The organism is Streptomyces sp. SLBN-31, assembly GCF_006715395.1.
GTDB lineage: Bacteria > Actinomycetota > Actinomycetes > Streptomycetales > Streptomycetaceae > Streptomyces.
In genome coordinates, this window is the sequence record NZ_VFNC01000002.1 from 1,243,993 (window position 1) to 1,267,898 (window position 23,906).

Below are 23,906 nucleotides of genomic sequence, written 5' to 3' on the forward strand. Positions count from 1 at the left end.
TGCATCATTGCTGCGAGCGCAGAAAAGATGCAACATGTCGGCATGGTCTCGACACCCGTTCCCGCGCGGCCGCAGCCGCAGTACGCCACGCACGACGTCACCAACCAACCGCCTCCCCTGACCCCGTACGACGCCTCCGAGGACACCGCTCTGCTGGAAGGTCTGCGGCGCGAGGGCGCCGGATGGGCCGAGGAGGGCGTCCGCCGGCTGGGGCTGCGGGCCGGCAGCGCCGAGGCGCAGGAGTGGGCGGAACTCGCCAATGTCCACGAGCCGGTGCTGCGCACGCACGACCGGTACGGCAACCGGATCGACGAGGTCGACTTCCACCCCGCCTGGCACCACCTGATGCGGGCCGCGGTCGCCGAGGGACTGGCCGGGGCGCCGTGGGCGGACGCCCGGCCCGGCGCCCACGTCGCCAGGACCGCCGGCGGGCTGGTGTGGGGGCACACCGACGCGGGGCACGGCTGCCCGACGTCGATGACGTACGCGGCGGTCCCCGCGCTGCGCGCGCAGCCGGACCTGGCCAAGGTCTACGAACCCCTGCTGACCGGCCGCGAGTACGACCCCACGCTGAGGGTGCCGACCGAGAAGCCCGGGCTGCTCGCGGGCATGGGGATGACCGAGAAGCAGGGCGGCTCCGACGTCCGTACGAACACGACCACGGCGTGGCCGACCGCCGAGCCCGGCGTGTACCGGCTGCGCGGGCACAAGTGGTTCACGTCGGCGCCGATGTGCGACGTGTTCCTGGTCCTGGCACAGGCCCCGGAGGGGCTCTCCTGCTTCCTGGTGCCGCGGATCCTGCCCGACGGGACCCGCAACACCTTCCGCATCCAGCGACTGAAGGACAAGCTGGGCAACCGCTCCAACGCCTCCTCCGAGCCGGAGTTCGACGGGACGGTGGCCTGGCTGGTCGGGCCCGAGGGCCGGGGCGTGAAGACGATCATCGAGATGGTCAACTGCACGCGTCTGGACTGCGTGATGATGTCGGCCACGCTGATGCGCAAGACGCTCGTCGAGGCGGGCCACCACGCGCGCCACCGCAGCGCGTTCGGGGCGCGGCTGGTCGACCAGCCGCTGATGCGCAACGTTCCGGCCGATCTCGCGCTGGAGTCGGAGGCCGCCACCACACTCACCCTACGGCTGGCCGGCGCGGCCGACCGGGCGGTCCGCGGGGACGCCGGTGAGACGGCCTTCCGGCGGATCGCCACGGCCGTGGGCAAGTACTGGGTGACCAAGCGGGGCCCGGCCTTCACCGCCGAGGCCCTGGAGTGCCTGGGCGGCAACGGCTACGTCGAGGAGTCGGGCATGCCCCGCCACTACCGCGAGGCCCCGCTGCTGTCGATCTGGGAGGGCTCGGGCAACGTCAACGCCCTGGACGTGCTGCGGGCGCTGCGCCGGGAGCCCGGCACCGCGCAGGCCCTCTTCGACGAACTGGCCCTGGCGCGGGGCGCGGACGCCCGGCTGGATGCCGCCGTGGTCCGCCTGGAAGGGCTGCTCACCACCGGTTCCGAGGCCGGCGCGCGCCGCCTGGTGGAGTCGATGGCGCTGGCCCTGCAGGCGTCCCTCCTGGTCCGGCACGCCCCGCCCGCAGTGGCCGACGCCTTCTGCGCGACCCGGCTGGGCGGCGACTGGGGACACGCCTTCGGCACGCTGCCCGACGGCGCCGACCTGGACGCGATCCTGGAGCGGTCCCTGCCGGACGGCGGGTCGCCCTTGCCATAGGCGAGATCTGCGCACAGTGACCTCCCGATCCCGCTGCGTTGTCAGTGGCGTGGTGCAGACTCACGGACAGTTGGCGCTTCGCCTGGGGGAGGACAACGTGTTCACGGGGATCGACGAGGTCGACTGGGCCTCGCTGAGGCACGCGTACGGAAGCGCGGAGGACGTGCCCGGACTGCTGAGGGGCCTGGCCTCCGCGGACCCGGCCGAGCGGGAGACCGCGCTGGACGGCATGTACGGAGCGGTGCATCACCAGGGAGACGTGTACGACTCGACGCTTGCGTGTCTGCCGTTCCTGCTCGCCCTGGTGGCGAACGAAGCGGTGCCCGAGCGGGGCGGCATCGTCGAACTGCTGGTCAGCATCGGGCAGGACGGCGAGGAGCGGGTCGGCGACGACACCCGCGCCATGGCCCGCGCGGCGGTCCGGGCGGGCGCCGAGGTCTTCGTACGGCTGAACCAGGACCCCGACCCCGAGGTACGGCGGGCGGCGGCGGGCGCGCTGGTGAGGTTCCTCGACGCACCCGCGCGCGTGCTGGGTCTGGTGCGGGAGCGGCTCACCGTGGAGCGGGACGACCGGGTCCTGCTCGCCCTCGCCGAGGCCCTCGGGGTGTTCGCGCGCCGGCACCCCGGGCCGGCGGCCGAGGCGGTGGAGCTGCTGGCGGCCCAGAGCGCGCCGCCGTTCGGGCCCGGACTGCGGCTGGCGGCGCTCGGACAGCTCGCGGGCTGCGCCCCCGACTGGCTTCCCGAGGAACTGGTGCCCACCGTGGTAAGGCTGCTCAGGGAGCGCTCGACGCTGCGGCCGTGCCGCCCCGGGGAGCCGGACCGGCCGGAGACGGACACGCTCATCGGCCGGCTGCGGCGGCTGCGCCCCTCGGACGAGGAGGGCTCACAGCTGCTGCGGACCCTGCACAGCGCGCTCGACGACCGGGTGGAGGAGCGGATCGCTCTGCTGGTCGGGCAGTTGAGCAGCCCGGACGCGACCGACAGGTGCAACGCGGTGTGGATGTCCATGGGGCTGTTCCGCGAGTGGCGTGCCGACTACGGCGAACCGGTCGCGCTGATCGGCGCCCAACTGGGCGCCGAGGAGGACCGGTTGCGCGACGCGGCGCTGGCCGTCCTGGAAGGCCTCCTCGACCTGGCCGCCCCGGCCGCGGACCACCTCCACACGCTGGTCGCCTCCCGTCCGGAGCTGTGGGTACGGCACTGGGAACACGGGTCGCCGAGCCTGGGCACCGGACTCAAGGCCCTGGCCCTGTGCGGAGATCCGCGGGCGACGCCCCTGCTGGCCGAGGTGCTGGCCGGACCCGTCGTGCCGAATGAGCTCGGGCGCGTGGTGGTCCATCTGGGGCCCGCGGCGCGCCCCTTGGCACCGGCCCTGCGACAAAGGCTCGGCGAGGTCCCGCTCGACTCCCCCGACACCTACGACCGGGCGGCACCGCTGCTGTGGGCACTGGGGGCCCTCGGGGACGTCGAGTCGGTACCTCAGGTGCTGCGCCTGCTGCTGGGCATGCCGGACGGGCTGCGGTCCCGGGACACGGTGGTGGAGTCGGCGGCCCGCGCCCTGGGGGCTTTCGGGCCGGCGGCCGGTGAGGCGGCACCCGTGCTGCGGGGCCTGCTGGACTCCGGGGCGGCGGTCGCCGCCGCAGCGGCGCTGTGGGCGGTGGAGGAGGACACGGCGGCGGTACTGCCGGTGCTGCTGCGGGAGTTGAGGGGCGAGCGGCGCGGACGGACGGCGGCGGCCGACGCGCTGGCGCGGCTGGGTCCCGCGGGCCGTCCCGCACTGGCCGACCTGCGGCGCATGGCCGCGGCCGACGACCTGTGGCAACGGACGTCGGCGGCGTGCGCCCTGTGGCGGATCGGCGGGGCCGGGCACACGGACGTCGCCGCTCCCGTCCTGCGGGCGGCCTGGGCGGCGAACCCGCACACCCGTCCCCCGGTCGCCGAGTGCGTCACCGCACTGGGCCCCGTCGCCGAGCCCCTCCACGATCTGCTGCGCGCCGAACTCGCCTCCCCACGGCGCCACCAGGCGTCCCTGGGCGGCTACGGCAGCCACGACATCGCCGACGACCTGCGACTGCTACGGGTGTGCCGGGAAGGGATGAGCGCCGCCTAGGGAACTCTCGCACCGGGTGGCCGGGCACAGCCGGTGCGACGGCAGGGCGTGCCGCCGCCCCAGCCAGCCGCTGTCACCTCGTCTTGCGTCCCCACAGGGGGCCGAAGCGGGCCCACTCGGTGTCCCACATGTCCAGGCGTCGGCGCTCCAGGCGGCCGCACAGCATCCGGCCGCCGACGAAGGGGACCGCCGCGGCGCTGATGCCGACCAGGACACCGATGAGGGCGGCCCGGACATGGGCCTGGGCGACGCCGGCGGGCCGGGTGACCAGGTGGCCCTGCCGGTCGGACCAGATCGGGACCGTGCTGCCGGCCGGGCTGCCGGGACCCACCCGGACCTGGCCGGTGTGCCGGCTGCCGTCCGGCGCGGTCCAGCTCACGTTGCCCCACACCTGGTCGCCGCTCGCCGTCCGGGAGTTGGCGGTGGCCTTTCCCGGGGCCTTCGCGGTCAGCCGCGCGTCGACGCGGTGCCATTCGGCCCGCTCGCGGGCCAACCCGTTCTCCACGGACTGGGTGGCCGCCAGAGCGGCCAGCACCCCGGCGATCACGGTGACCACCCAGGCGCCGAGCACGACCCAGGCCTCCACCGCGTCGGTGCGGCGTTTCAACGGGTTGCGTCGCCAGCGCCACAGCCACACCCTCGGACCACGGAACGCCATAGAAGGCAGCCTCCTCATGAGCACATGACCATCCCCGATCTCCCTCCCTTACGGGCCGAGATCCCCGGATGCTCAGGCGGGTACCCCGACTCGACGGTCGCACGGCTTCCCGAATCGCGCGGGCCACTTCGCGAAAGAGTCCGAAAGATCGCGGTCCGGGGCTGCCAGGGCCGCGCTGAGCTGCGGCGATGCCGTACCCAGAGGTGACTGTCAGTGGCTGGGTGCAGACTGGCCGATGTCTGGGATAAAGACGTCGCGGAGGTGATCGGCATGACCGAGGTACTGCTGGCCGTGGGCACGCGCAAAGGCCTCTTCATCGGGCGGAGGCGGGGTGGCACCTGGGAGTTCGACGAGAGTCCGTACTTCAACGCGCAGGCCGTGTACTCGGTCGCGATCGACACCCGGGGCGGGCGTCCCCGGCTGCTGGCCGGCGGCGACAGCGCCCACTGGGGCCCGTCCGTGTTCCACTCCGACGACCTCGGCCGCAGCTGGACCGAACCGGCCCGGCCGGCCGTCAAGTTCCCCAAGGACACGGGGGCGTCGCTGGAGCGGGTGTGGCAGCTGCACCCGGCGGCCGCGGAGGACGACGTGGTGTACGCGGGCACCGAGCCGGCCGCGCTGTACCGCTCGGAGGACCGAGGGGAGACCTTCGAACTGGTCCGCCCGCTGTGGGAGCACCCGACCCGGTCCAAGTGGGTTCCGGGCGGCGGCGGCGAGGGGCTGCACACCGTGCTCACCGACAAACGCGACCCACGGGCCGTGACGGTCGCCGTGTCGACGGCGGGAGTGTTCCGGACCACGGACGGCGGCGCTAGCTGGACGCCCTCCAACTCCGGTGTCTCCGCTGTGTTCCTGCCCGACCCCAACCCGGAGTTCGGTCAGTGCGTGCACAAGGTCGCCCGGGACGCGGCCGACCCGGACCGGCTGTACCTGCAGAACCACTGGGGTGTGTACCGGAGCGACGACGCGGGCGCGCACTGGACCGACATCGGCGAAGGCCTTCCGTCCACCTTCGGCTTCGCGGCAGCGGCCCACCCCCACCGCGGCGACACGGCGTACGTGTTTCCGATCAACGCCGACGCCGACCGCGTGCCGGCCGACCACCGCTGCCGGGTGTTCCGCACGGCGGACGCGGGCAAGAGCTGGGAGCCGCTGTCGGCGGGCCTGCCCGCGGAGGACCACTACGGCACGGTGCTGCGGGACGCCCTGTGCACGGACGACGCCGACCCGGCGGGCGTGTACTTCGGCAACCGCAACGGCGAGGTGTTCGCGTCGGCCGACGACGGCGACAGCTGGCGGCAGTTGGCGTCGCATCTGCCGGACGTGCTGTGCGTGCGGGCCGCGGTGGTCTGATGAGTCGAGTGGGGGGATCGCACGGCCTTGGCCACCGGTTGATCTCCGCTGCCCGTACGGCAGTAGGGTGACGCCCGTGGCACCACGACCGTTGCATGAAATCGTCGAAGCGGGCTGGGCGAAGGCCCTGGAACCCGTCGCCGGACGGATCGCCGAGATGGGGGACTTCCTGCGCGGGGAGATCGCCGCGGGGCGCACCTACCTCCCCGCCGGAGCGAACGTCCTGCGGGCCTTCCAGCAGCCCTTCGACGAGGTACGCGTCCTGATCGTCGGGCAGGATCCGTACCCGACCCCCGGACACGCGGTGGGACTGTCCTTCTCGGTGGCACCGGAGGTGCGGCCGCTGCCGGGCAGTCTCATCAACATCTTCCGGGAGCTCAACACCGATCTGGGGCTCCCCCAGCCGTCCAACGGCGATCTGACGCCGTGGACCCGGCAGGGGGTGCTGTTGCTCAACAGGGCGCTGACCACCTCCCCGCGCAAGCCCGGCGCGCACCGGGGCAAGGGCTGGGAGGAGGTCACCGAGCAGGCGATACGGGCCCTGACCGCCCGTGGAAAACCGCTGGTGTCCATCCTGTGGGGCCGCGACGCGCGCAATCTGCGGCCGCTTCTCGGCCGCCTGCCGTCCGTCGAGTCCGCCCATCCCTCCCCCATGTCGGCCGACCGCGGCTTCTTCGGGTCCCGTCCCTTCAGCCGCGCCAACGACCTGCTGATCGGACAGGGCGGACAGCCGGTGGACTGGCGCCTGCCGTGACCGACGGCGACCCGGACACACGGGACACGGACTCCGCCGGGCGGGGCGGGGGTTCCGTCGGCGTCCTCGCCGTCGACTCCGGGGGCTCCGGGCTGCGTGCCGCCGTCGCGAGCCTGCGGCGGGCCACCCTCGCGGAGGCGTCGTCGTCGCTGCCGGTGCGCACGGGGCCGCGGGGCATCGACCCCGGGCATCTGATGGAGCAACTGGTGCCCATGGTGCGGGCGTTGCTGAGCGAGAGCGGTGTGACCCGGCTGCGGGCGGCGGTCGTCGGGGCCGCCGGGCTCGCCACTCTGGGGGACGGGCTGAGGGCCGAGCTTCCGGGCGCGCTGCGCCGGGAGTTCGGGGTGCGGCGAGTGGCCCTGGCGGCCGACGCGGTCACCGCGTACGTCGGCGCGCTCGGTCCGCGCGCCGGTGCCGTCGTCGCGGCCGGCACGGGGCTGATCGCCATCGGCACCGACCTGACCGGCTGGCGTCGTGCGGACGGCTGGGGCCATCTGCTCGGTGACTGCGGCGGCGGCGCCTGGATCGGACGGGCCGGGCTGGAGGCCGCGCTGCGCGCGTACGACGGACGGGCCGGTGGGTCCGCGGCCCTGCGGGCGCGCGCCGAGGGGCTGTTCGGGCCCCTGCCGGGCCTGCCGGGGCGGCTCTACCCCCGCCCGGACCGCCCCGCCGTCCTCGCCTCCTTCGCACCGGAGGTCGCCGCCTGCGCCGAGAGCGATCCGGTGGCGGCGGGCATCCTGCGCGCGGCCGCGCGGCACATGGCCGAGTCCGCCGCGGCGGTGTGCCCGGCCGGGGGCGAGCCCGTGGTCGCCTTCACGGGTGGTCTGTTCAAGATGGGCGAGCCCCTCCTCGTACCGCTGGAGGAGGAACTGGCCGAAAAGCTGTCCTGGGCGCGGCGGGAGACGGCCGCCGGTGACCCGCTCACCGGCGCCGCGCGCATCGCCGCCGATCTGGCGGCCGACGGTCTCACTCTGCCGGGTGACGCGGCGCTGTTGTCCGTGGTGACCACATAAGCGACCATCCCCGGGCTTCTCCCCATGCTTGGCGATGCGCCCGGTTCGTACTCCGATCACTTCTGATCCGTACGTTACTCATCAGACAAAACCGGACGGATACCGCTCACCTGCACCCTCCCCGAACAGGGAAGCCCAGGAAGCCAGTAACATGCGTCGCCATGAGCTCCCCCACTGGACCCGCGTCCGGCCTGCCAGTACGAATGCCGCGACCTCGCCAGCCCGGGCGGCACCGCCGACCCGAGCCGCTGGCGGCTCCCGAGGGCGCGCCCGCGCTCGTCCTCGCGGTGCCGGGCACTCCCGCCGCTCCCACGCGCAGTCTCGCCGAGGAGGTCGTGAGCATCGCCCGCTCCGAGCTCCCCGGCCTCGACGCGCGGATCGGCTACCTGGACGGGGACGACGCGGAGTTCCCCACGCTCCAGTCCGTGCTCGCGCACGCCGCCGAGGAGCGCTCGGCCCGCTATGAGCAGGCCAAGGCCGCCGGTCACGACGTCAAGGAGCCGGACGGCCCCGTGGCCGTCGTCGTGCCGCTGCTGGCCGGCCCGGACAGCGCGCTGCTGCGTGTCATCCGCCAGGCCGTCATGGACAGTCGGGTCGCGGCGGACCTGACCGATGTGCTGGGCCCGCACCCGCTGCTCGCCGAGGCGCTGCACGTGCGGCTGTCGGAGGCCGGTCTGGCCCGCGCCGACCGGGCCCGCCTGTTCACGGTGGCGACCGCGGCGGACGGCATCATCCTGGCCTCGGTCGGCGGTGACGAGGCGGTGCAGGCGGCGGGGATCACCGGCATGCTGCTCGCCGCGCGCCTGGCCGTGCCGGTGATGGCGGCGGCGCTGGACCAGGAGGGCGCGATCGCATCCGTGGCCGAGCAGCTGCGTTCCTCGGGCTCGCAGCAGCTGGCGCTGGCGCCGTACCTGATAGGGCCGGAGATCGACCCGGGTCTCATCGAGGAGGCGGCCAGGGAGGCGGGCTGCTCCGCCGCCGAGGCGCTCGGCCCGTACCCGGCGATCGGCAAGCTCGCGCTGGCCAAGTACACGACGGCGCTGGGCATCGCCCCGCAGCAGCCGCAGGGTGCGCCGGTCCGCTGACGCACCGCGCACGGCATCGCCGCAGGCAAGCCGCAGGGCCCGCTCCGGACTTCGGGAGCGGGCTCTGCGGCTTTGTGTCGCTCCGGGCTCAGGCGAAGACCACGCACGAGGCGGCGGGCACCTCGACCGAGCCCTCGTAGCGGGGCAGTCCCGTGGCCGGGTCGACGGCGAACCAGGTCACCTCGCCGGAGCGCTCGTTCGCGGCGTACAGGAAGCCGTGGGACTCGGTGAGGGCCCGGGGCCAGTCGCCGCCGCACGGGACGGTGCCGGCCAGACGCAGCCCGTCGCCCTCCACGACGAAGGTGGACAGGACGTCCTCACCCCGGGTGGCCGTCCACACGAAACGGCCGTCGGGCGAGACCACGATCCCCGAGGGATAGGCGTCGCCCGCCGGGGCGGCGGGCAGCACCTGCACCTCGGTGAGCGGCTTGAGGGTGCCCGCGTCGGCGTCCCAGTGGCAGACGGTGACGGTCGGGGTGAGCTCGTTGACCACGTACGCGCGCGTGCCGTCCGGGTGGAAGGCGAGGTGACGCGGGCCCGAGCCGGGGCGCAGGGGACACTCCCGGTGCAGGTCCAGGGCGCCGCCGTCGAGGGCGCACACGCGGACCGAGTCCGTGCCGAGGTCCACGCTGACGGCCCAGCGGCCGCTGGGGTCGGGCTGCACCTGGTGGGCGTGCGGGCCCTGCTGGCGACGGGCGTGGGGGCCGGATCCGGTGTGCTGGAGGATGCCGGAGACGGTGTCGCCGAGGGTGCCGTCCGGGCGGACGGGGACGGCGGAGACGCTGCCGGAGCCGTAGTTGGCGGTCAGGACGTGTCCGTCGAGGACGCTCAGGTGTGTCGGCTCCTGACCGCCGACCGGCACGGGAGCGCCGGCCCGTTCCAGCCGGTCCCCCCGTACCCGGTACGCGGCCACCGCGCCCTCGGCCGTCTCGCTGACCGCGTAGAGGGTGCCCGCGTCGGGCGCCAGGGCCAGGTAGGACGGGTCGGGCGTGCCGTCGACGCTGCCGAGCAGGTTCAGGCCGCCGTCTCCCGTCACGGCCGCCGTCACGATGCCGGGGCCTCCGGCCGCCGTGAACGATCCGATGAAGGCCCGCCGTAGCCGCCTGCCGCCGTCTGTCACCGCAGTCCCCTCTCGGTCTGTGCCGTCGGAGGCGACCGTAGCAGTCGATCAACCGAGGTCTAGACCAAAGGGGTGGAAAGTTCGGGGGTCACGCTCCCACCAGGCGGGAGCCCGAGGGCGTCCGCAGCGGTGTCGCGAGTTCCGCGAGGGCCCGTTCCAGGCCGTGCAGGTGGGTGAGGGCGGGTTCGGCCACGGGCGGCTCGCCGACGAGGGCGGCGGGCTGCCGTCGTCCGTCGCCGGTCAGCGCCTCGACGGCGGCCTCGACGCGCCAGCAGGCGGCGGCGAGCCGGGCGTCGTGGGAGGCCTCCGGGTCGGCGGCGACCGTGACCAGGCCGCGGATCTCGCGGGCGCAGTCGTCGAGCAGGTCCAGCACCCGGCGGGCGCGCCGCTTGCGGCCCAGCATCGGGTTGAGCGGGTGAACGAGGGGCGCCACGGACAGCCGTACGCGGCCCAGCAGCTGTTCCAGTTCGGCCACCTTGGGTGCCGGGTCGGCTTCGGGGACGCCCGCCAGCCGTGCGGCGGCCTCCGCGGTGCAGGCGTGCACGCAGCGCAGGGCGCGCTGGATCCAGGCGTCGGTGGTGGTGTGGGTGGTGACCGGGAGGACGAGGAGCACGGCCAGCGCGGCGCCCAGCGCGCCGACGGCGGTCTCGGCCAGGCGCAGCACCAGCAGGCCGGGGGTGAGCACGCCCAGCAGCCCGTAGAGAAGCTCGGCGAGGAGGGTCACGCAGAGCATCATCCAGGTGTACGAGACCGCGGCCGAGTAGAAGATCCCGAAGACACAGGCGGCGAGGAGTACGGCGGTGGGGAGGGCCGCTCCGTCCACCGGGACGGCGATCAGGACGCCCAGGCCGATGCCGATCACGGTGCCCAGGACCCGGCGGAAGCCGCGGACCAGGGTCTCTCCGCGCGAGGTGGTGTTGACGAAGACCCACCAGGTGGCGCCGACGGCCCAGTACCAGCGCTGTCCGGACACCAGGTGGCCCACGAGGAGCGCGAAGCCCGCCCCGGCGGTGGCCTGGACGGCCTGGCGGGTGGTCACTCGGGCCAGGCCGGTACCCGGCGGCGGGGCGGGAGCGGGCGCCGGGGGCAGGTGAGCCTCGTAGCACCACAGGCCGAAGCGCACGGCCGCGGCGGTGAGCACGGACAGGACGACGGCGACGTACAGCTCGGGCAGCTGCCCGGTCGTCGCGTGCAGGAACTGCGCCATGAAGAACGTCATGAACGCGAACACGCCGAGGCTGTGTCCGCGCGGGCCGAAGCGGCGGGCGTACACGCCGGCGCCGACGACGGCGAGGAAGACGAGGTCGCGGGCGACCGGGTGGGCGTGCAGCTCGGCCGCGGCGGCGAGCACCGGCAGGCCGACGGCGGGCAGCAGCGCGGTGGTGACCGCCTGTCCGCGGACGGTGGCGTCGGAGACGGTGAACAGCGCCAGCAGCGCGGCCAGGCCGCCGGTGACCGTACCGGGGAGGGAGAGTCCGGCCAGAGCGCACAGGACCACGGCCGCTCCGATCCCGGCGACGGCGCGGGCGGCGAACCGCAGCCGCAGCCGCCCCGGGTCCGGAGCCACGAACACCCTCTTCAGCACGCTTACCCGCCCCCTTGGACACCGGCATGAAAAAGGCGCCGCGGGGTCCGCAGCGCCATCGACGTCCTCATTGCAGCATCCGACGTCCTGCTGGCTCAAGCGGCGCCGATTATGCTGGGCCGTTGGCACAGCGACACCGGTCCGGGGGCGGCCACGGGCGGGCCAACGGACCATGCACGAGGGGAATCCGCACATGGCGGTCGACGAACTCGACACCCGCATCCTGCGGCTGCTGCTGGAGCAGCCCCGTACGAGCGTGCGCGAGTACGCCCGCATCCTGGGGGTCGCCCGCGGCACCCTGCAGGCCCGTCTGGACCGGCTGGAACGGGACGGCGTGATCACGGGCACGGGCCCCACGCTCTCCCCCGCCGCGCTCGGTCACCCCGTCCTCGCGTTCGTGCACATCGAGGTCACCCAGGGACACCTCGACGACGCGGGGGACGCGCTGGCGGCCGTGCCGGAGATCGTGGAGGCCTTCTCCATCACGGGCGGCGGCGATCTGCTGACGCGGGTCGTGGCGCGCGACAACGCCCACCTCGAGGACGTCATCCAGAAGTTGATCAGCATGCCCGGCGTGGTCCGCACCCGCACCGAGGTGGCCCTGCGCGAACGGGTCCCGCAGCGGCTGCTGCCGTTGGTCGAGTCGATCGGCCGGGCGGCACGGAAGTGACCTCGCACCCGAGGGCAGCTCGGCCGGTGCGCCTGAGATCATGACCGGGCCGGTCGATGTGGTCCGTGTCCAGGAGGGCTCCCATGGGTGCTGCCGCCGTGCTCGTCGCCAACCGCGGGGAGATCGCCGTACGCGTCCTGCGCGCCGCGGCGGAGGCCGGGCTGCGTACGGTCGCGGTGTACGAAGAGGGCGACACCGCGCACACGCGATCGGCCGACGAGGCGGTGCCGCTGAGCGGCTACCTGGACGGTGCCGCGCTGCTCGCCGCCGCCCGCGCCACCGGATGCGGCTTCCTGCACCCCGGCTACGGCTTCCTGAGCGAGGACGCCGGGTTCGCGCGCCGGTGCGGGGAGGCCGGGATCGTCTTCGTCGGGCCCTCCCCCGAGGTTCTGGACGTCTTCGGGGACAAGCGACGGGCCCGGGAGCTCGCCGCCGGGCTCGGCGTTCCCTGCTCGCCGGGGCCGTCGGGCCCGACGGGGCGAGGGAGTTGCTGGCGGACGGGCCCGTGATGGTGAAGGCGGCCGGCGGGGGCGGCGGTCGCGGGATGCGGGTCGTGCGCCGGGCGGAGGAGCTTGAGGAGGCGTGGGAGCGGTGCCGTTCGGAGGCGCAACAGGGCTTCGGGCGGGGCGAGTTGTACGCGGAGCGGCTGCTGGAGGGCGCTCGGCACATCGAGGTGCAGATCGTCGGTGACGCGACCGGCGCCGTCACGCACCTGTGGGACCGGGACTGCAGCGCCCAGCGACGCCACCAGAAGCTGGTCGAGATCGCGCCCGCTCCCGAACTCGGCGACGGCGTACGGGAGAAGATCCTCGGCGCGGCCCTGCGGCTGGCCCGTGCCACCCGCTGCTCCAGCCTGGTCACCTTCGAGTTCCTGGTGCGCGGCGAGGAGTTCTCCTTCATCGAGGCCAATCCCCGTCTCCAGGTGGAGCACACGGTCACCGAAGAGGTGACCGGCCTCGACCTGGTCGCCCTGCAACTGCGGATCGCCGCCGGGGCGACACTCGAGGAGCTGGGGCTCCCGGGGCCGCCCGCCGCGCCGCGCGGGTTCGCCGTGCAGGCGCGGGTCACCGCCGAGGAGGCCGGACGGATCACGCGTTTCGACCTGCCGACCGGGCCGGGCATCCGGGTGGAAACGGCCGTCCGGGCGGGGGCCGAGGTCGGCATGCGGTACGACCCCCTGCTGGCGAAGGTGGTCGCGCACGTTCCGTCCGGCGGCGTGGAGGCGGCCTGTGCGCGGGCGCGGCGGGCGCTGGGCGAGTTCGGGGTGGAGGGGGTGCGAACCGGGATTCCGCTGCTGCGGGAGGTGCTCGCCGAGCCGCGCTTCTGGGCGCACACGGGCGTGGTGGCCGAGCTCGCGGACGCCTTCGCCGAACCCGGGGCGCCGGCCGAGGAAGGCGCGGTCCTCGCGCCCCTCGGCGGAACCGTCGTCTCCGTCGACGTCGCCCCCGGTGAACGGGTGCGTTCCGGACAGCAGTTGCTGGTGCTGGAGGCCATGAAGATGGAGCACGTGGTACGGGCCCCCGGCTCCGGAGCGGTACGGCTGCTGCACGCGCGCGTGGGCGAAACGGTCGGCGCGGGAACCTTGTTGGCCACCCTCGACGAGATCACCGGCGGTCAGGAGGGCACGGGTACCGCCGAACGGGCGGACCCCGACGCGATCCGCCCGGATCTCGCCGAGGTCGTCCACCGGCACTCCTTCGGCCTGGACGAGAACCGTCCCGAGGCGGTGGCCAAGCGGCACTCCCTCGGGCGGCGCACCGCCCGCGAGAACATCGCCGACCTGTGCGACCCGGGCACCTTCACCGAGTTCGGCGCCCTGGCGATCGCCGCCCAGCGCCGGCGCCGTTCCCTGGACGACCTGATCCGCTCGACGCCGGCCGACGGCATGGTGACCGGCACGGGGAGCGTCGACGGCCGACCGTGCGTCGTGATGTCGTACGACTACACGGTCCTGGCCGGCACCCAGGGGCTGCAGAACCACCGCAAGACCGACCGGATGCTGGAGCTCGCCGAGCAACGGCGGCTGCCCGTGGTGCTGTTCGCGGAGGGCGGCGGCGGCAGGCCCGGGGACACGGACACCACCGCCGTCGCGGGACTGGACGTGACGACCTTCGGGCGGATGGGGCGGCTGAGCGGCACGGTTCCGCTGGTCGGTGTCGTCTCGGGCCGGTGCTTCGCGGGCAACGCCGCCCTGCTGGGCTGCTGCGACGTCGTGATCGCCACGCCCGACGCGACCATCGGGATGGGCGGGCCCGCGATGATCGAGGGCGGCGGGCTCGGCGTGTACCGGCCGGAGGAGGTGGGCCCGCTGTCGGTGCAGGTGCCCAACGGCGTCGTGGACGTCGCGGTCGCCGACGAGGCGGAGGCCGTGCGGGTGGCCCGCCGCTACCTGTCGTACTTCCAAGGTGCGCGGGCGAGTTGGGAGGCGCCGGACCAGCGGCTCCTGCGCCACGTCGTGCCGGAGAACCGGCGGCGGGCGTACGACATGCGGACGGCGGTCGCGGGCCTCGCGGACACCGACTCGGTGCTGGAGCTGCGGGCTGGGTTCGGGGTCGGGGTGCTGACCTGTCTGGTGCGGATCGAGGGGCGGCCGTTGGGGCTGATCGCCAGCAATCCGGCGCATCTGGGCGGAGCGATCGACCGGGACGCGGCCGACAAGGCGGCGCGCTTCCTGCAGTTGTGCGACGCGTTCGGGCTGCCGGTGGTCTCGCTGTGCGACACCCCGGGGTTCATGGTCGGCCCGGACGCCGAATGCACCGCGACCGTACGGCACTTCGCGCGGCTGTTCGTGACGGGCGCCAACCTGCGGGTTCCGCTGGTGAGTCTGGTGCTGCGCAAGGCGTACGGGCTCGGGGCGATGGCCATGATGGGCGGCTCCACCCGGGCTCCGGTGGCCACGGCCGCCTGGCCGAGCGGGGAGTTCGGCGGGATGGGCCTGGAAGGCGCGGTCCGCCTCGGCTACCGCAAGGAGCTGGCGGCGATCGCCGACCCGGCCGAGCGAACCCGCGCCTTCGAGGAGCGCGTCGCCGAGCTGTACGAACGCGGGAAGGCGGTCAACGCGGCGGCCGCGCTGGAGATCGACGCGGTCATCGACCCGGCCGGGTCGCGGGAGTGGGTCCTGGCGGCGCTGGATGGTCACCCCGTTCCGGAGCCGGGTCACCGGCCTTTCGTGGACACGTGGTGAGCGGGGGCAATCCCCGCGTGACCGGACGGTGCCCCGTCCCCCGCCCGGGGCACCGTCCGGTCCTCGGATGCGGTCAGGCGGGCCGGATGTTCTGGTTGAGGCGGAAGACGTTGTCCGGGTCGAGGTCGGCCTTGACGCGGGCCAGCCGTTCGTAGTTGCCGCCGTAACTGGCGCGGATCCGCTCCTGGCCCTCGTCCATCATCATGTTCACGTAGGCGCCGCCCGCCGAGTACGGGTGCAGGGCGTCGGAGTAGTCGACGGCCCAGCGCTTGATCAGCTCGGCGTTGGCGGGGTCGGGGTCGACGCCCGCGTAGACGGTGGACCACCGGGCGCTCCGGTAGCCCCACGGTGTCTCGTCGGGGCCGACGTCATGGGCGGCGCCGTCGATCGGGTAGAGGTGCATCGTCGACTGCACGGTGGGCACCTCGGCACCGAACTTGGCGTGCAGTTCCACGGCCTCGTCCGGGATCTCCTCGACGAAGTCTGCGCGCCAGTACCACTGGTGGCCGGGCGGGTAGAGCCCGTCGAACATGGCCTGCAGGTCGGGGTGGGGCATCGGTCCGACGGCGTGCAGCATCGGCTCCGGCAGGGCGTCGAGGAGCGGCGCCATCTCGCGCGCGGCGGCCTCGGGGTCGCCGCCGGTGTGGCACCAGACGACGCCGGCGGTCTTGCGGAGCCGGATCTCCTCGGGGAACGGCGGCGCCGGTGGCACGGTGCCGTACAGGAAGAAGGCGTTGACGTCGCGGGGCGCGTTCGGGAGGAAGTCCCGGTAGGCGGCGAGGACGTCGGCGCTGATCTCGACGGGCCAGAAGGTCGGGCCGGCCACCACCGTGTCGATCTCGTGCAGCCGGAGCCGGAAGGAGGTGACGACGCCGAAGTTGCCGCCGCCTCCGCGCAGCGCCCAGAACAGGTCGCTGTTCTCGTCGGCGCTCGCGCGCACCTGGCGACCGTCGGCCAGGACGACGTCGGCGGCGAGGATGTTGTCGATGGTGAGGCCGCACCTGCGGGTGAGGTGGCCCAGGCCGCCGCCGGTGGCGAGGCCGCCCACGCCGGTGGTGGAGACGATGCCGCTGGGGGTGGCGAGGCCGTGGACGTGGGTGGCGCGGTCCACCTCGCCCCAGACGCATCCGCCGCCGACGGTGACCGTACGGGCCCCGGGGTCGACGTGGATGTCCTTCATGAGGGACAGGTCGGCGACCACTCCCCCGTCGACGGTGCCCATCCCGGCACCGTGGTGGCCGCCGCCGCGGACCGCGAGGGGCAGGTCGTGGGCGCGGGCGAAGCCGATCGCCCGGGCGACGGCGTCCGCGTCGGCGCAGCGTGCGACGAGGGCGGGACGCCGGTCGATCATCGCGTTGTAGACGGTGCGGGCCTGCTCGTAGCCGGAGTCCTCGGGGCCGATCAGCTCTCCCGTGAAGTCCGCGAGTTCCCGTCGTGCCGCCTGGGCCGGAGTGGTGGTCATGCGATATCCCCCGTTTCCTCGTGAGTCGGGTTGATACGCACGTTCTACTCGGGTTGCGCGGGTGCGGGCATCGGTGGGCATCACCTACCTCGGCCGCCCGCGATACCTACGTTTCGCGCTCGGGCAGCAGTCCCAGCTCCGTGGCGCGGCCGGCGACGTGCCGGCGGGTGGGCGCGTCCAGTTTGCCGAGGACGGCGCGGACGTGGTTGTCGACGGTACGGACGGACACGACGAGGCGCTCGGCGATCTCCGCGTTGGTCAGGCCCTGGGCGAGCAGACGCACGACCTGGAGCTGGCGTTCGGTGAGCCGGCCGGGGTTGCCCCGGGTGGCGGCGAGCGGGCCGCGCGGGATGTGCCGCACGCCGAGCCGGCGCAGTTCGGCGCGGACGAGGCCGGCCAGCGGTTCGGCGCCCAGGGCGTCGAGTTCCGCGAGGGCTTCGAGCTTGTCGGCGGGGTGCGGGCTCTCCGCGAAGGCGGCGGCGTGCTCGTAGGGGCAGCCGGCGGCCTTCCAGACGGCCGCGGCCTCCCGCCAGTGGCCGCGCGCCTGGAGGGCGTAGGGGTGGTCGGAGTCGTGGGCCGGTACCGGATGACCGGCCTTGGTGAGCCAGTAGCCGAGTTCGGCGCCGTAGGGGATGCCGGGCAGGTGACGGGCCTGGGCGTGGACCGGGGCCGCGGCCGCCACCACGGCGTCCGTGTCGCCGCGCAGCCAGGCCGCCTCCGCCTGGGCGGCCGCCACCGGGCCGGTGCGCTGGAGCTCCCTGGTCCGTACGGCGATGTCCCGGGCCTCGGCGAGGAGCTCGCCGGCTCCGGGCCTGCCGGACCGGACGCGTACCCGCGCCAGTACGGTCAGGGCGGGGCAGCGGGCCGGCGGGAAGTCGTGGATGCCGAACTCGGCGTGCCGTTCGGCGTCCTCCCAGTCGGCGGCGGCCAGGCGGCGCAGGGCCAGTTCGACGTGGAGGTAGGTGAGGAAGCCGAGGTGCTCGGCGCGGTCGGCCAGGTCCAGGGCCGGCGGCAGGAAGCGGTCGGCGTCCGCGTACTGCAGGTTGTCCAGGAGGGTCCAGATCAGGTTGGCGTAGGCGCGGCAGGCGTGCTCGACCTCGCCGGCACCGAGGGCGACCTCCAGGCTCTCCTCGAGCTGCTTGCGCCCTTCGGGGTCGCCGCCCCGCCAGCGGGCCGTGCCGAGGTTGTTGAGGGCGTGCGAGAGGATCGCCGAGTCGTCGGCCTTGCGGGCCAGGACGATGGCGCGTTCGGCGTGTTCGACGGCCTCGGGGTAGCGGTCGGACAGCATGCGCAGCTGGGCGATGTTGCTGACGGCCAGGGCGAGCAGCCGGTCGTCGCCCGCGTGTTCCAGGACGGTGACGGCCTCACGGGCGGCGGCCTGGGCCTGGTCGGCGTCGCCGGCCCACCAGTGGATGCGGGAGAGCCAGCGCAGGTCGGAGCCGAGGGCGAGGATGTCGCCGAGTGAGCGGCGCAGGGCGACCGCCTCGCGCTCGGCGGTGACGGCGGCGGCCGTGTCGGCGACGGTGTAGCTCTCCACGGCGTGGCGTTCGAGCAGGTCGGCGAGTTCGGCCGGGCCGTAGCGGTGGCGCTGGCGCAGGACGAGCCCGAGCTGGGCCGCGGCCTCGCGGTGGGCGCCGGCGTCGGCGGCGTCCCGGGCGGCGTCGGGGCCGTGGCGGGCGATGGCGTCCAGGTCGCCGGCCCGCGCCGCGTGGTGGACGATGCGGGCGGCGTCGGCGCCGGGCCGGGCGACGAGCGCGGCGAGGACGTGGCGGTCGAGCTCGATGCGCCGGGCGGCGGGCACGGAGTCGGCGACGGCCCGCCGGATCAGCTCGTGCCGGAAGGCGATCCGTTCCGGGGTGACGGTGAGCAGCCCGCGCTGCTCGGCCTCGGCGAGGACCGCCATGCCGTCGGCGACCAGCGCGTCGACCAGTCGGCGTTCGACGGCCGAGGGGACGACGGCGAGCTGTTCCAGGGCGTCCACGGTGGCCGGCGGCAGCCCGCGCAGCCGCGCGAGCACGGCGTCGACGACCGTGGGCGGCACTCCCCCGGTGCCGCCGGCCGCCAGGACCTCGGTGACGAAGAAGGGGTTGCCGGAGGTCACCTGGTACACCTGCTCCGGGTCGAGCCGGCCGGCCGCGCTGAGCTCGGTCACGGCGCCCAGGGAGAGCCGGGCCAGGGGCAGGCGGTGCACGCGGGGGGCGCGGGAGACCTGGCCGAGGAGGTGACGCAGGGGGTGGCCGCTGTGCAGTTCGTCGTCGCGGTAGGTCAGGACGAGCAGGGCGGGCAGCCGGTCCATGCGCCGGACGAGGAAGCGCAGGGCGTCCAGGGAGGCCTCGTCGGCCCAGTGCACGTCCTCGACGACGAGTACCGCAGGATGCGGAGTCACGGCGAGCTCGGCGTGCAGGGACTCGTAGACGCGGTGCCGATCGGCGCCGTCCGTGACGGCTCGGGCGAGCTCGGCGCCGACGCTGCCGACCAGGTCGCGGAAGGGCCCGAGCGGGCGCCGGGTGGTGAGGTCGTCGCACTGGCCGACCAGTACCCGCGCCTGCCCGGACAACCGCTCGGGCAGGGCTCCGACCAGGCTCGACTTGCCGATTCCCGCCTCGCCGAAGACAAGCGCCACCGAACCGGCGCCGTCCGCCGCCTGTCGTGCGGCCGAGGCCAGCAGCTCCAGCTCGGGCTCACGCTCGAGGATCCCCCGGTCCACTCACCGATTGTGCCACCGGGGAGGGTGCCAGGTCTTGGCGAGCGGTCGGGCGGTCCTGCCCGGGCCGGGCGACGGACGGCAGCTCGTGAACACGGTCGAGGGGGCGCACTTCGCCGCCCGAGCGGGGGAGGCACCCGGCCGAGCCGTCCGGCGGTGTGCCGGTCTTCCGGGCCGCTCCCGTCCGCGGGCGCCGGGCCGCGGCTCGGGCGCGGGCGCCGGGCCGCGGCTCGGGCGCGGGCGCCGGGCCGCGGCTCGGGCGCGGGGCCGGAGCGGCGTGCCGCGCGGGCGGCGACGCCGCGGCCGTGGTCCGAGCCGCGGCTCAGCCACCGCTCATGCCGGCCGCGTGCCGCGCGGCCTAGGAGCGGCGGCGGGGCTTTCCCCGCTTGGGGGTCTTCGACGTGCCCGCCCTCGGGCTGCGGGTCTGCGTCTTCGCCGCCGCGGGCTTGCGGCGGGGCGCCGGCTTGTCCACGGGCTTCTGCTCCGGCTGCGGCTTGCGGCCGCGGGAGCTGTTGACCGTACGGCCGCGGACGATGCCGATGAAGTCCTCCACCAGCTCGGTGGTGGCGTCCTCCGGCCAGGACAGGGCCACACTCGACTGCGGCGCGTCGGTCACCGGACGGTAGGTGAGGTCCTTGCGGTGGTGGAGACGGGCCAGGGACTGGGGCACCACCAGCAGGCCGACCCCCGCCGCGACCAGCTCCACGGCGTCCTCGGTCGTCGCCGGGCGCTCGAAGGCGGGCTCGCCGGGCGGGGCGTCCCAGTCGAGGACGTCGTCGAGGGGGTGGAAGACCACCTCGTCGGCCAGGTCGGCGAGGGTGATCTCCTCCGCGGCCGTGATCACGTGGTCCTTGGGCACGACGGCCACGGTCGTCTCGGTGTAGAGGGGGATGGCGCTGAAGTGCGTCCGGTCCACCGGGAGCCGCACCAGCCCCGCGTCGGCCTCGCCGGCCCGCAGCACGTCCGGGGCCTCGGCGGCCGCCACGGGCCGGAGGGCCAGCGGGATGCCGGGCAGGCGCTCGTTCCAGATCCGCACCCACTTGGCGGGCGTCGTCCCCGGGACGTACGCGAGCCGGAACGTCTGGGATGCCTCCGTGCCTGTCACCCCGCCAGGTTACCGGCCGTGGTCGGAGGCGTCGTACGCGCTCGATACCCTGGACCTCATGAGTTCGCACCAGACCGCCCAGACGATGAAGCCCGCCACCGCTGCGAAGAAGCTGGGTGTGTACCTCGAGGCCACCCCCGCAGAGTTCCGTGAGGGTGTCGTCTCGCGCGCCCAGCTCGACGAGCTCCAGGCGAATCCGCCCGAGTGGCTGCGCGAGCTGCGGGCCAACGGCCCGCACCCCCGTCCGGTGGTCGCGGCGAAGCTGGGCGTCTCCATCTCGGGTCTCGCGCGCGGCGGGGTCACCGAGGCCCTCACCACCGAGGAGATCGAGGCCCTGAAGCAGGAGCAGCCCGAGTGGCTGGTCAAGGAGCGCGCGACGCAGTCGGAGGTCCGCAAGGAGGGCGCGCGGATCAAGAAGCGCGACGCCGAGCGGGCGGCGGGCGAGGATCAGGCTCCGCGTTCCTGACGCCCTGCGGACGGAGGAGCGTTCGGTGACTTTCCGTCACCGGATGCGCGCCCTCCGTCCATCGTCGAGGTATCTGACGGTGTGTCACGACGAAGGTCACAAAAGCGTATCGGACATTCCGGCCGTCAACCTTCACACGAGCCGCACAAGTTGGCTAGCTTGGCCTCAGGCCGCTCGTGTCACTCCGGCGAACCCCGCCGGGAAGAGCGGCCTCCGCCGAATCCGGTGCGCCCTCGTGGCGGCCGGAACCGGGGACCCAACCGATTCATGGGGTGAATCGGCCCAACTGCGCTTCGGGGCAAGGGCCGTAGGGCATGCCTTCCGGAATTGACCGCCCGAACCCGACAGCTAACTCGGTAGGCGGAGTACGGAAGGAGTACGGCCCCCATGGCGCCGGAACGATCGTCGCGTGCCGGAGGCTTCGGCCTCCCCGGTGTGCGCAACTCCGCCCTCGCGACGGCCGCCCTCACCTCGGTGGCCCTGTTCTCGCAGACGGCCGACGCCTCGCCCCAGCCGGGCGACGAAGCACCCAGCCGGGAAGACGTCCAGCAGCGCGTGAGCAGCCTGTACGACCGTGCCGAGGACGACACCGGGCAGATCAACCTGACCCGCGTGCAGAACGCGCGCGGCACCGGCGAGCGTGGCGGTCAGCCGCGCAGGGGCTCGGACCCCGACCTGGACAACGTCACCCGGCAGTGGTTCGACATGGCACGGGCGTCCATCGGGCCGACCGTCCCGGCGATCCTCCCGTCCGACCGCACCCCGGCCAGGCGGCCCGCCGCCGGCCGGCCCGCGCGTCCGGTGGAGGCTCGTGCGCCTCGTGAGCTGCAGGCCCCCGCCCGGGCCGTACCCGAGCTGCCCGCCGCCGGGCCGCGGCGCCCGGTGGCCGAACTGCCCGCCGGCCCGACGGCGGCGCTCCCCGCGGTGCCCCAGCCCCGCCAGGAAGCGGCCGCCCCGGCTCCGGCGGAGTCGAGGCAGACCTCGCTGCGCAGGTCAAAGCAGGAGAGCCAGCGCAAGGTCGCTGCGGCCAGCGACCTGCTGTACCGGCACGTGGCCCGACAGACCTCCGCCCCGCGTCCCGCCGTCGCCCCGCAGCCGGACCGGAGCACCTGGCAGGCGGCCCCGCAGGGCGCCGCCCCCGCGGTGATCGAGGCCACGCCCGCGCAGCCCAGCTGGGCGGCCCAGGTCCAGCAGGCGGACACGGCACGCACGATGAACGACTCCGCACCGGCCCAGCCCGACTGGACGCCCCAACCCCAGCAGCCCGCCACCACAGGCACGAGCACCGCGGCCGCTCCGGCACAGCCGGGTTGGGACACGGGCGCACAGCAACTCGTCGCCCAGACGATGACCCCGTCCGCCCCCGCGCAACCCGGCTGGGACACCGGCGCACAGCAACTCATCGCGCAGACCATGACCCCGTCCGCCCCCGCGCAACCCGGCTGGGACACCGGCGCACAGCAACTCATCGCCCAGACGATGACCCCGTCCGCCCCCGCGCAACCCGGCTGGGACACCGGCGCACAGCAACTCATCGCCCAGACGATGTCCCCCTCCGCGCCGGCCCAGCCGAGCTGGGCGATGCCCGCCCAGCAGACGGCCACCGCGGGCACGAGCGCTGCAGCAGCCCCGGCACAGCCGGGCTGGGACACGGGCGCACAGCAACTCGTCGCCCAGACGATGACGCCGGCCGCTCCGGCACAGCCCGGCTGGGACACCGGCGCACAGCAGATCATCGCTGCGGCGGCGCCGCAGGCGGACTGGCGGGATCCGGTTGCGCAGGAGCAGGCTCGGCGGAGGGCCGACGAGGCTCGGCGGCTGCGGGAGCCGTCGGTTCTGGACACCGGCGTGCCGGTGGTCGAGGACTGGCGGGCACCGCAACCGACCGTCCTGGAGACGGGCGTACCGGCCGTCGAGACGTCCACCGGCACGAAGGCCGACCGCGCCGTGGAGTTCGCCCGCGCGCAGATCGGCAGGCCGTGCCTGTGGGGTGCCGTCGGCCCGGAGTCGTACGACAACGCGGGGCTCACCCAGGCCGCCTGGAAGGCCGCCGGTGTCGCGCTGCCTCGCAGCACGCACGAGCAGTCGAGCGCCGGCACGGTGATCCCCCTCGCCGAGAGCCGCCCCGGTGACCTGATCTTCTTCCACGACAACTTCAGCCATGTGGGTCTCTACACGGGCAACGGTCTGATGATCCACGCCCCCGGTCCGGGCTCCGTCATCCGCGAGGAGTCGATCCACAACGCCGGGGAGGCGGCGATCCGTATCGCGGTGCGACCGGCCTGACGCGACGACACCGGTGAGCCGGGGGCGGGCCGCCGGCTCGCGTCCCTGACGTACGGTCCGCAAGCGCATCGAGAAGACCTACCGCAAACTGGGCACACGCGACCGAGTCAGCACGGTCCTGCGTGCCCGGCGTCTCGGCCCGGTGCCCGCACCGTCCGCACGGCGGTAGGGGTGCCGTCAGACCTCCGGAGCCCGTCATGAAGCCGAACCGTTCCATCCCCGCCGCGACGGTCATCCCCGTCCTGATCTACCCGGACGTGCGCGCGGCGGTCGACTGGCTGGGCGCGGCCTTCGGCTTCGTCGAGCGGGTACGCATCGGCGAGGACCACCGTGCCCAACTCGCCTACGGCGACGGGGCGGTGATCGTCGGCGACGTCCGCAAGGACCGTCGGCCGCCCCGCCCCGGCGAGGTCACCCACTCGGTCACCGTCCGTGTGGCCGACGCCCGGGGCCACTGCGAGCGGGCCCGGGAGCACGGCGCGCGCATCCTCATGGAGCCGACCGACTTCGAGTACGGCGAGCGCCAGTACACGGCCGAGGATCCCGCCGGTCACCAGTGGACGTTCTCGCAGACGCTCGCGGACGTCGCTCCGGAGGAGTGGGGCGGGACGTCGGTCGGCTGACCCGCG

At 74.4% G+C, this 23,906-nt stretch carries 18 protein-coding genes and 1 riboswitch; of the genes, 12 read left to right on the forward strand and 6 right to left on the reverse strand.

Annotated elements, in window-relative coordinates; translation table 11 throughout:
* Positions 1 to 42 precede the first annotated feature (42 nt).
* Positions 43 to 1,722 carry a DNA alkylation response protein gene (locus tag FBY22_RS25685; protein ID WP_142149747.1) on the forward strand — a complete coding sequence of 560 codons (1,680 nt, stop codon included), beginning with the start codon at positions 43 to 45 and terminating at the stop codon, positions 1,720 to 1,722.
* Positions 1,723 to 1,819: 97 nt separating this feature from the next.
* Positions 1,820 to 3,832: a HEAT repeat domain-containing protein gene (locus FBY22_RS25690; RefSeq protein WP_142149749.1), complete on the forward strand. Its 2,013-nt coding sequence runs from the start codon at positions 1,820 to 1,822 to the stop codon at positions 3,830 to 3,832.
* Between the two features lie 73 nt (positions 3,833 to 3,905).
* On the opposite strand, the gene FBY22_RS25695 is transcribed toward FBY22_RS25690, so the two are convergent.
* Complete coding sequence (locus FBY22_RS25695) at positions 3,906 to 4,490, reverse strand: hypothetical protein (RefSeq protein ID WP_142149751.1); 585 nt, start codon at positions 4,488 to 4,490, stop codon at positions 3,906 to 3,908.
* 270 nt (positions 4,491 to 4,760) lie between these two features.
* On the opposite strand from FBY22_RS25695, the gene FBY22_RS25700 reads away from it, so the two are divergent.
* The 4 genes from FBY22_RS25700 to FBY22_RS25715 all read left to right on the forward strand — a co-directional run bounded on the left by FBY22_RS25700 (position 4,761) and on the right by FBY22_RS25715 (position 8,695).
* On the forward strand, positions 4,761 to 5,843 hold the full coding sequence (locus FBY22_RS25700; RefSeq protein ID WP_174267267.1) for a sialidase family protein: 1,083 nt from the start codon (positions 4,761 to 4,763) through the stop codon (positions 5,841 to 5,843).
* Between the two features lie 76 nt (positions 5,844 to 5,919).
* Positions 5,920 to 6,597 (forward strand): uracil-DNA glycosylase, encoded by a 678-nt coding sequence (locus FBY22_RS25705; RefSeq protein ID WP_142149755.1) that lies wholly within the window; start codon positions 5,920 to 5,922, stop codon positions 6,595 to 6,597.
* Positions 6,594 to 7,610: an N-acetylglucosamine kinase gene (locus tag FBY22_RS25710; RefSeq protein ID WP_142149757.1), complete on the forward strand. Its 1,017-nt coding sequence runs from the start codon at positions 6,594 to 6,596 to the stop codon at positions 7,608 to 7,610. The genes FBY22_RS25705 and FBY22_RS25710 overlap by 4 nt, the downstream gene beginning before the upstream one ends.
* A gap of 161 nt (positions 7,611 to 7,771) precedes the next feature.
* Positions 7,772 to 8,695, forward strand: a complete 924-nt coding sequence (locus FBY22_RS25715; protein ID WP_142149759.1) for a sirohydrochlorin chelatase — start codon at positions 7,772 to 7,774, stop codon at positions 8,693 to 8,695.
* An 88-nt stretch (positions 8,696 to 8,783) separates the two neighbouring features.
* Here FBY22_RS25715 and FBY22_RS25720 read toward each other — a convergent pair whose 3' ends face one another.
* Together FBY22_RS25720 and FBY22_RS25725 are read right to left on the reverse strand one after the other, a co-directional pair.
* Positions 8,784 to 9,815 (reverse strand): lactonase family protein, encoded by a 1,032-nt coding sequence (locus FBY22_RS25720; protein WP_142149761.1) that lies wholly within the window; start codon positions 9,813 to 9,815, stop codon positions 8,784 to 8,786.
* 88 nt (positions 9,816 to 9,903) lie between these two features.
* Positions 9,904 to 11,400 carry an FUSC family protein gene (locus FBY22_RS25725; protein ID WP_142149763.1) on the reverse strand — a complete coding sequence of 499 codons (1,497 nt, stop codon included), beginning with the start codon at positions 11,398 to 11,400 and terminating at the stop codon, positions 9,904 to 9,906.
* Between the two features lie 193 nt (positions 11,401 to 11,593).
* Here FBY22_RS25725 and FBY22_RS25730 point away from each other — a divergent pair, with 193 nt between their 5' ends.
* The 3 genes from FBY22_RS25730 (at position 11,594) to FBY22_RS25735 (ending at position 15,254) form a co-directional block, all read left to right on the forward strand.
* Positions 11,594 to 12,070 carry an Lrp/AsnC family transcriptional regulator gene (locus FBY22_RS25730; RefSeq protein WP_142149765.1) on the forward strand — a complete coding sequence of 159 codons (477 nt, stop codon included), beginning with the start codon at positions 11,594 to 11,596 and terminating at the stop codon, positions 12,068 to 12,070.
* A gap of 83 nt (positions 12,071 to 12,153) precedes the next feature.
* Positions 12,154 to 12,579, forward strand: a complete 426-nt coding sequence (locus FBY22_RS45375) for a biotin carboxylase N-terminal domain-containing protein (RefSeq protein WP_260845130.1) — start codon at positions 12,154 to 12,156, stop codon at positions 12,577 to 12,579.
* The gene (locus FBY22_RS25735) at positions 12,558 to 15,254 is read left to right on the forward strand and encodes a carboxyl transferase domain-containing protein (RefSeq protein WP_260845131.1); all 2,697 of its coding nucleotides are present in this window, start codon (positions 12,558 to 12,560) and stop codon (positions 15,252 to 15,254) included. Before FBY22_RS45375 ends, FBY22_RS25735 begins: the two co-directional genes overlap by 22 nt.
* Positions 15,255 to 15,327: 73 nt before the next feature.
* Here the strand turns inward: FBY22_RS25735 and FBY22_RS25740 are convergent, their stop codons facing one another.
* From FBY22_RS25740 to FBY22_RS25750, 3 genes are all read right to left on the reverse strand, one after another.
* Positions 15,328 to 16,716, reverse strand: coding sequence for an FAD-binding oxidoreductase (locus FBY22_RS25740; protein WP_142149767.1), 1,389 nt, complete (start codon positions 16,714 to 16,716; stop codon positions 15,328 to 15,330).
* 106 nt (positions 16,717 to 16,822) lie between these two features.
* On the reverse strand, positions 16,823 to 19,423 hold the full coding sequence (locus tag FBY22_RS25745) for an AAA family ATPase (protein ID WP_142149769.1): 2,601 nt from the start codon (positions 19,421 to 19,423) through the stop codon (positions 16,823 to 16,825).
* A gap of 355 nt (positions 19,424 to 19,778) precedes the next feature.
* Entirely contained in the window at positions 19,779 to 20,525 is a 747-nt protein-coding gene (locus FBY22_RS25750) for a LysR family substrate-binding domain-containing protein (RefSeq protein WP_142149771.1), read from the reverse strand.
* A 58-nt stretch (positions 20,526 to 20,583) separates the two neighbouring features.
* Here FBY22_RS25750 and FBY22_RS25755 point away from each other — a divergent pair, with 58 nt between their 5' ends.
* The 3 genes from FBY22_RS25755 (at position 20,584) to FBY22_RS25770 (ending at position 23,900) form a co-directional block, all read left to right on the forward strand.
* Entirely contained in the window at positions 20,584 to 20,991 is a 408-nt protein-coding gene (locus tag FBY22_RS25755; RefSeq protein ID WP_142149773.1) for a DUF5997 family protein, read from the forward strand.
* 204 nt (positions 20,992 to 21,195) lie between these two features.
* A riboswitch (cyclic di-AMP (ydaO/yuaA leader) is annotated at positions 21,196 to 21,370 on the forward strand.
* Between the two features lie 8 nt (positions 21,371 to 21,378).
* Entirely contained in the window at positions 21,379 to 23,277 is a 1,899-nt protein-coding gene (locus FBY22_RS45380) for a C40 family peptidase (RefSeq protein WP_260845133.1), read from the forward strand.
* Between the two features lie 197 nt (positions 23,278 to 23,474).
* Positions 23,475 to 23,900 carry a VOC family protein gene (locus FBY22_RS25770; protein ID WP_142149775.1) on the forward strand — a complete coding sequence of 142 codons (426 nt, stop codon included), beginning with the start codon at positions 23,475 to 23,477 and terminating at the stop codon, positions 23,898 to 23,900.
* Positions 23,901 to 23,906 lie beyond the last annotated feature (6 nt).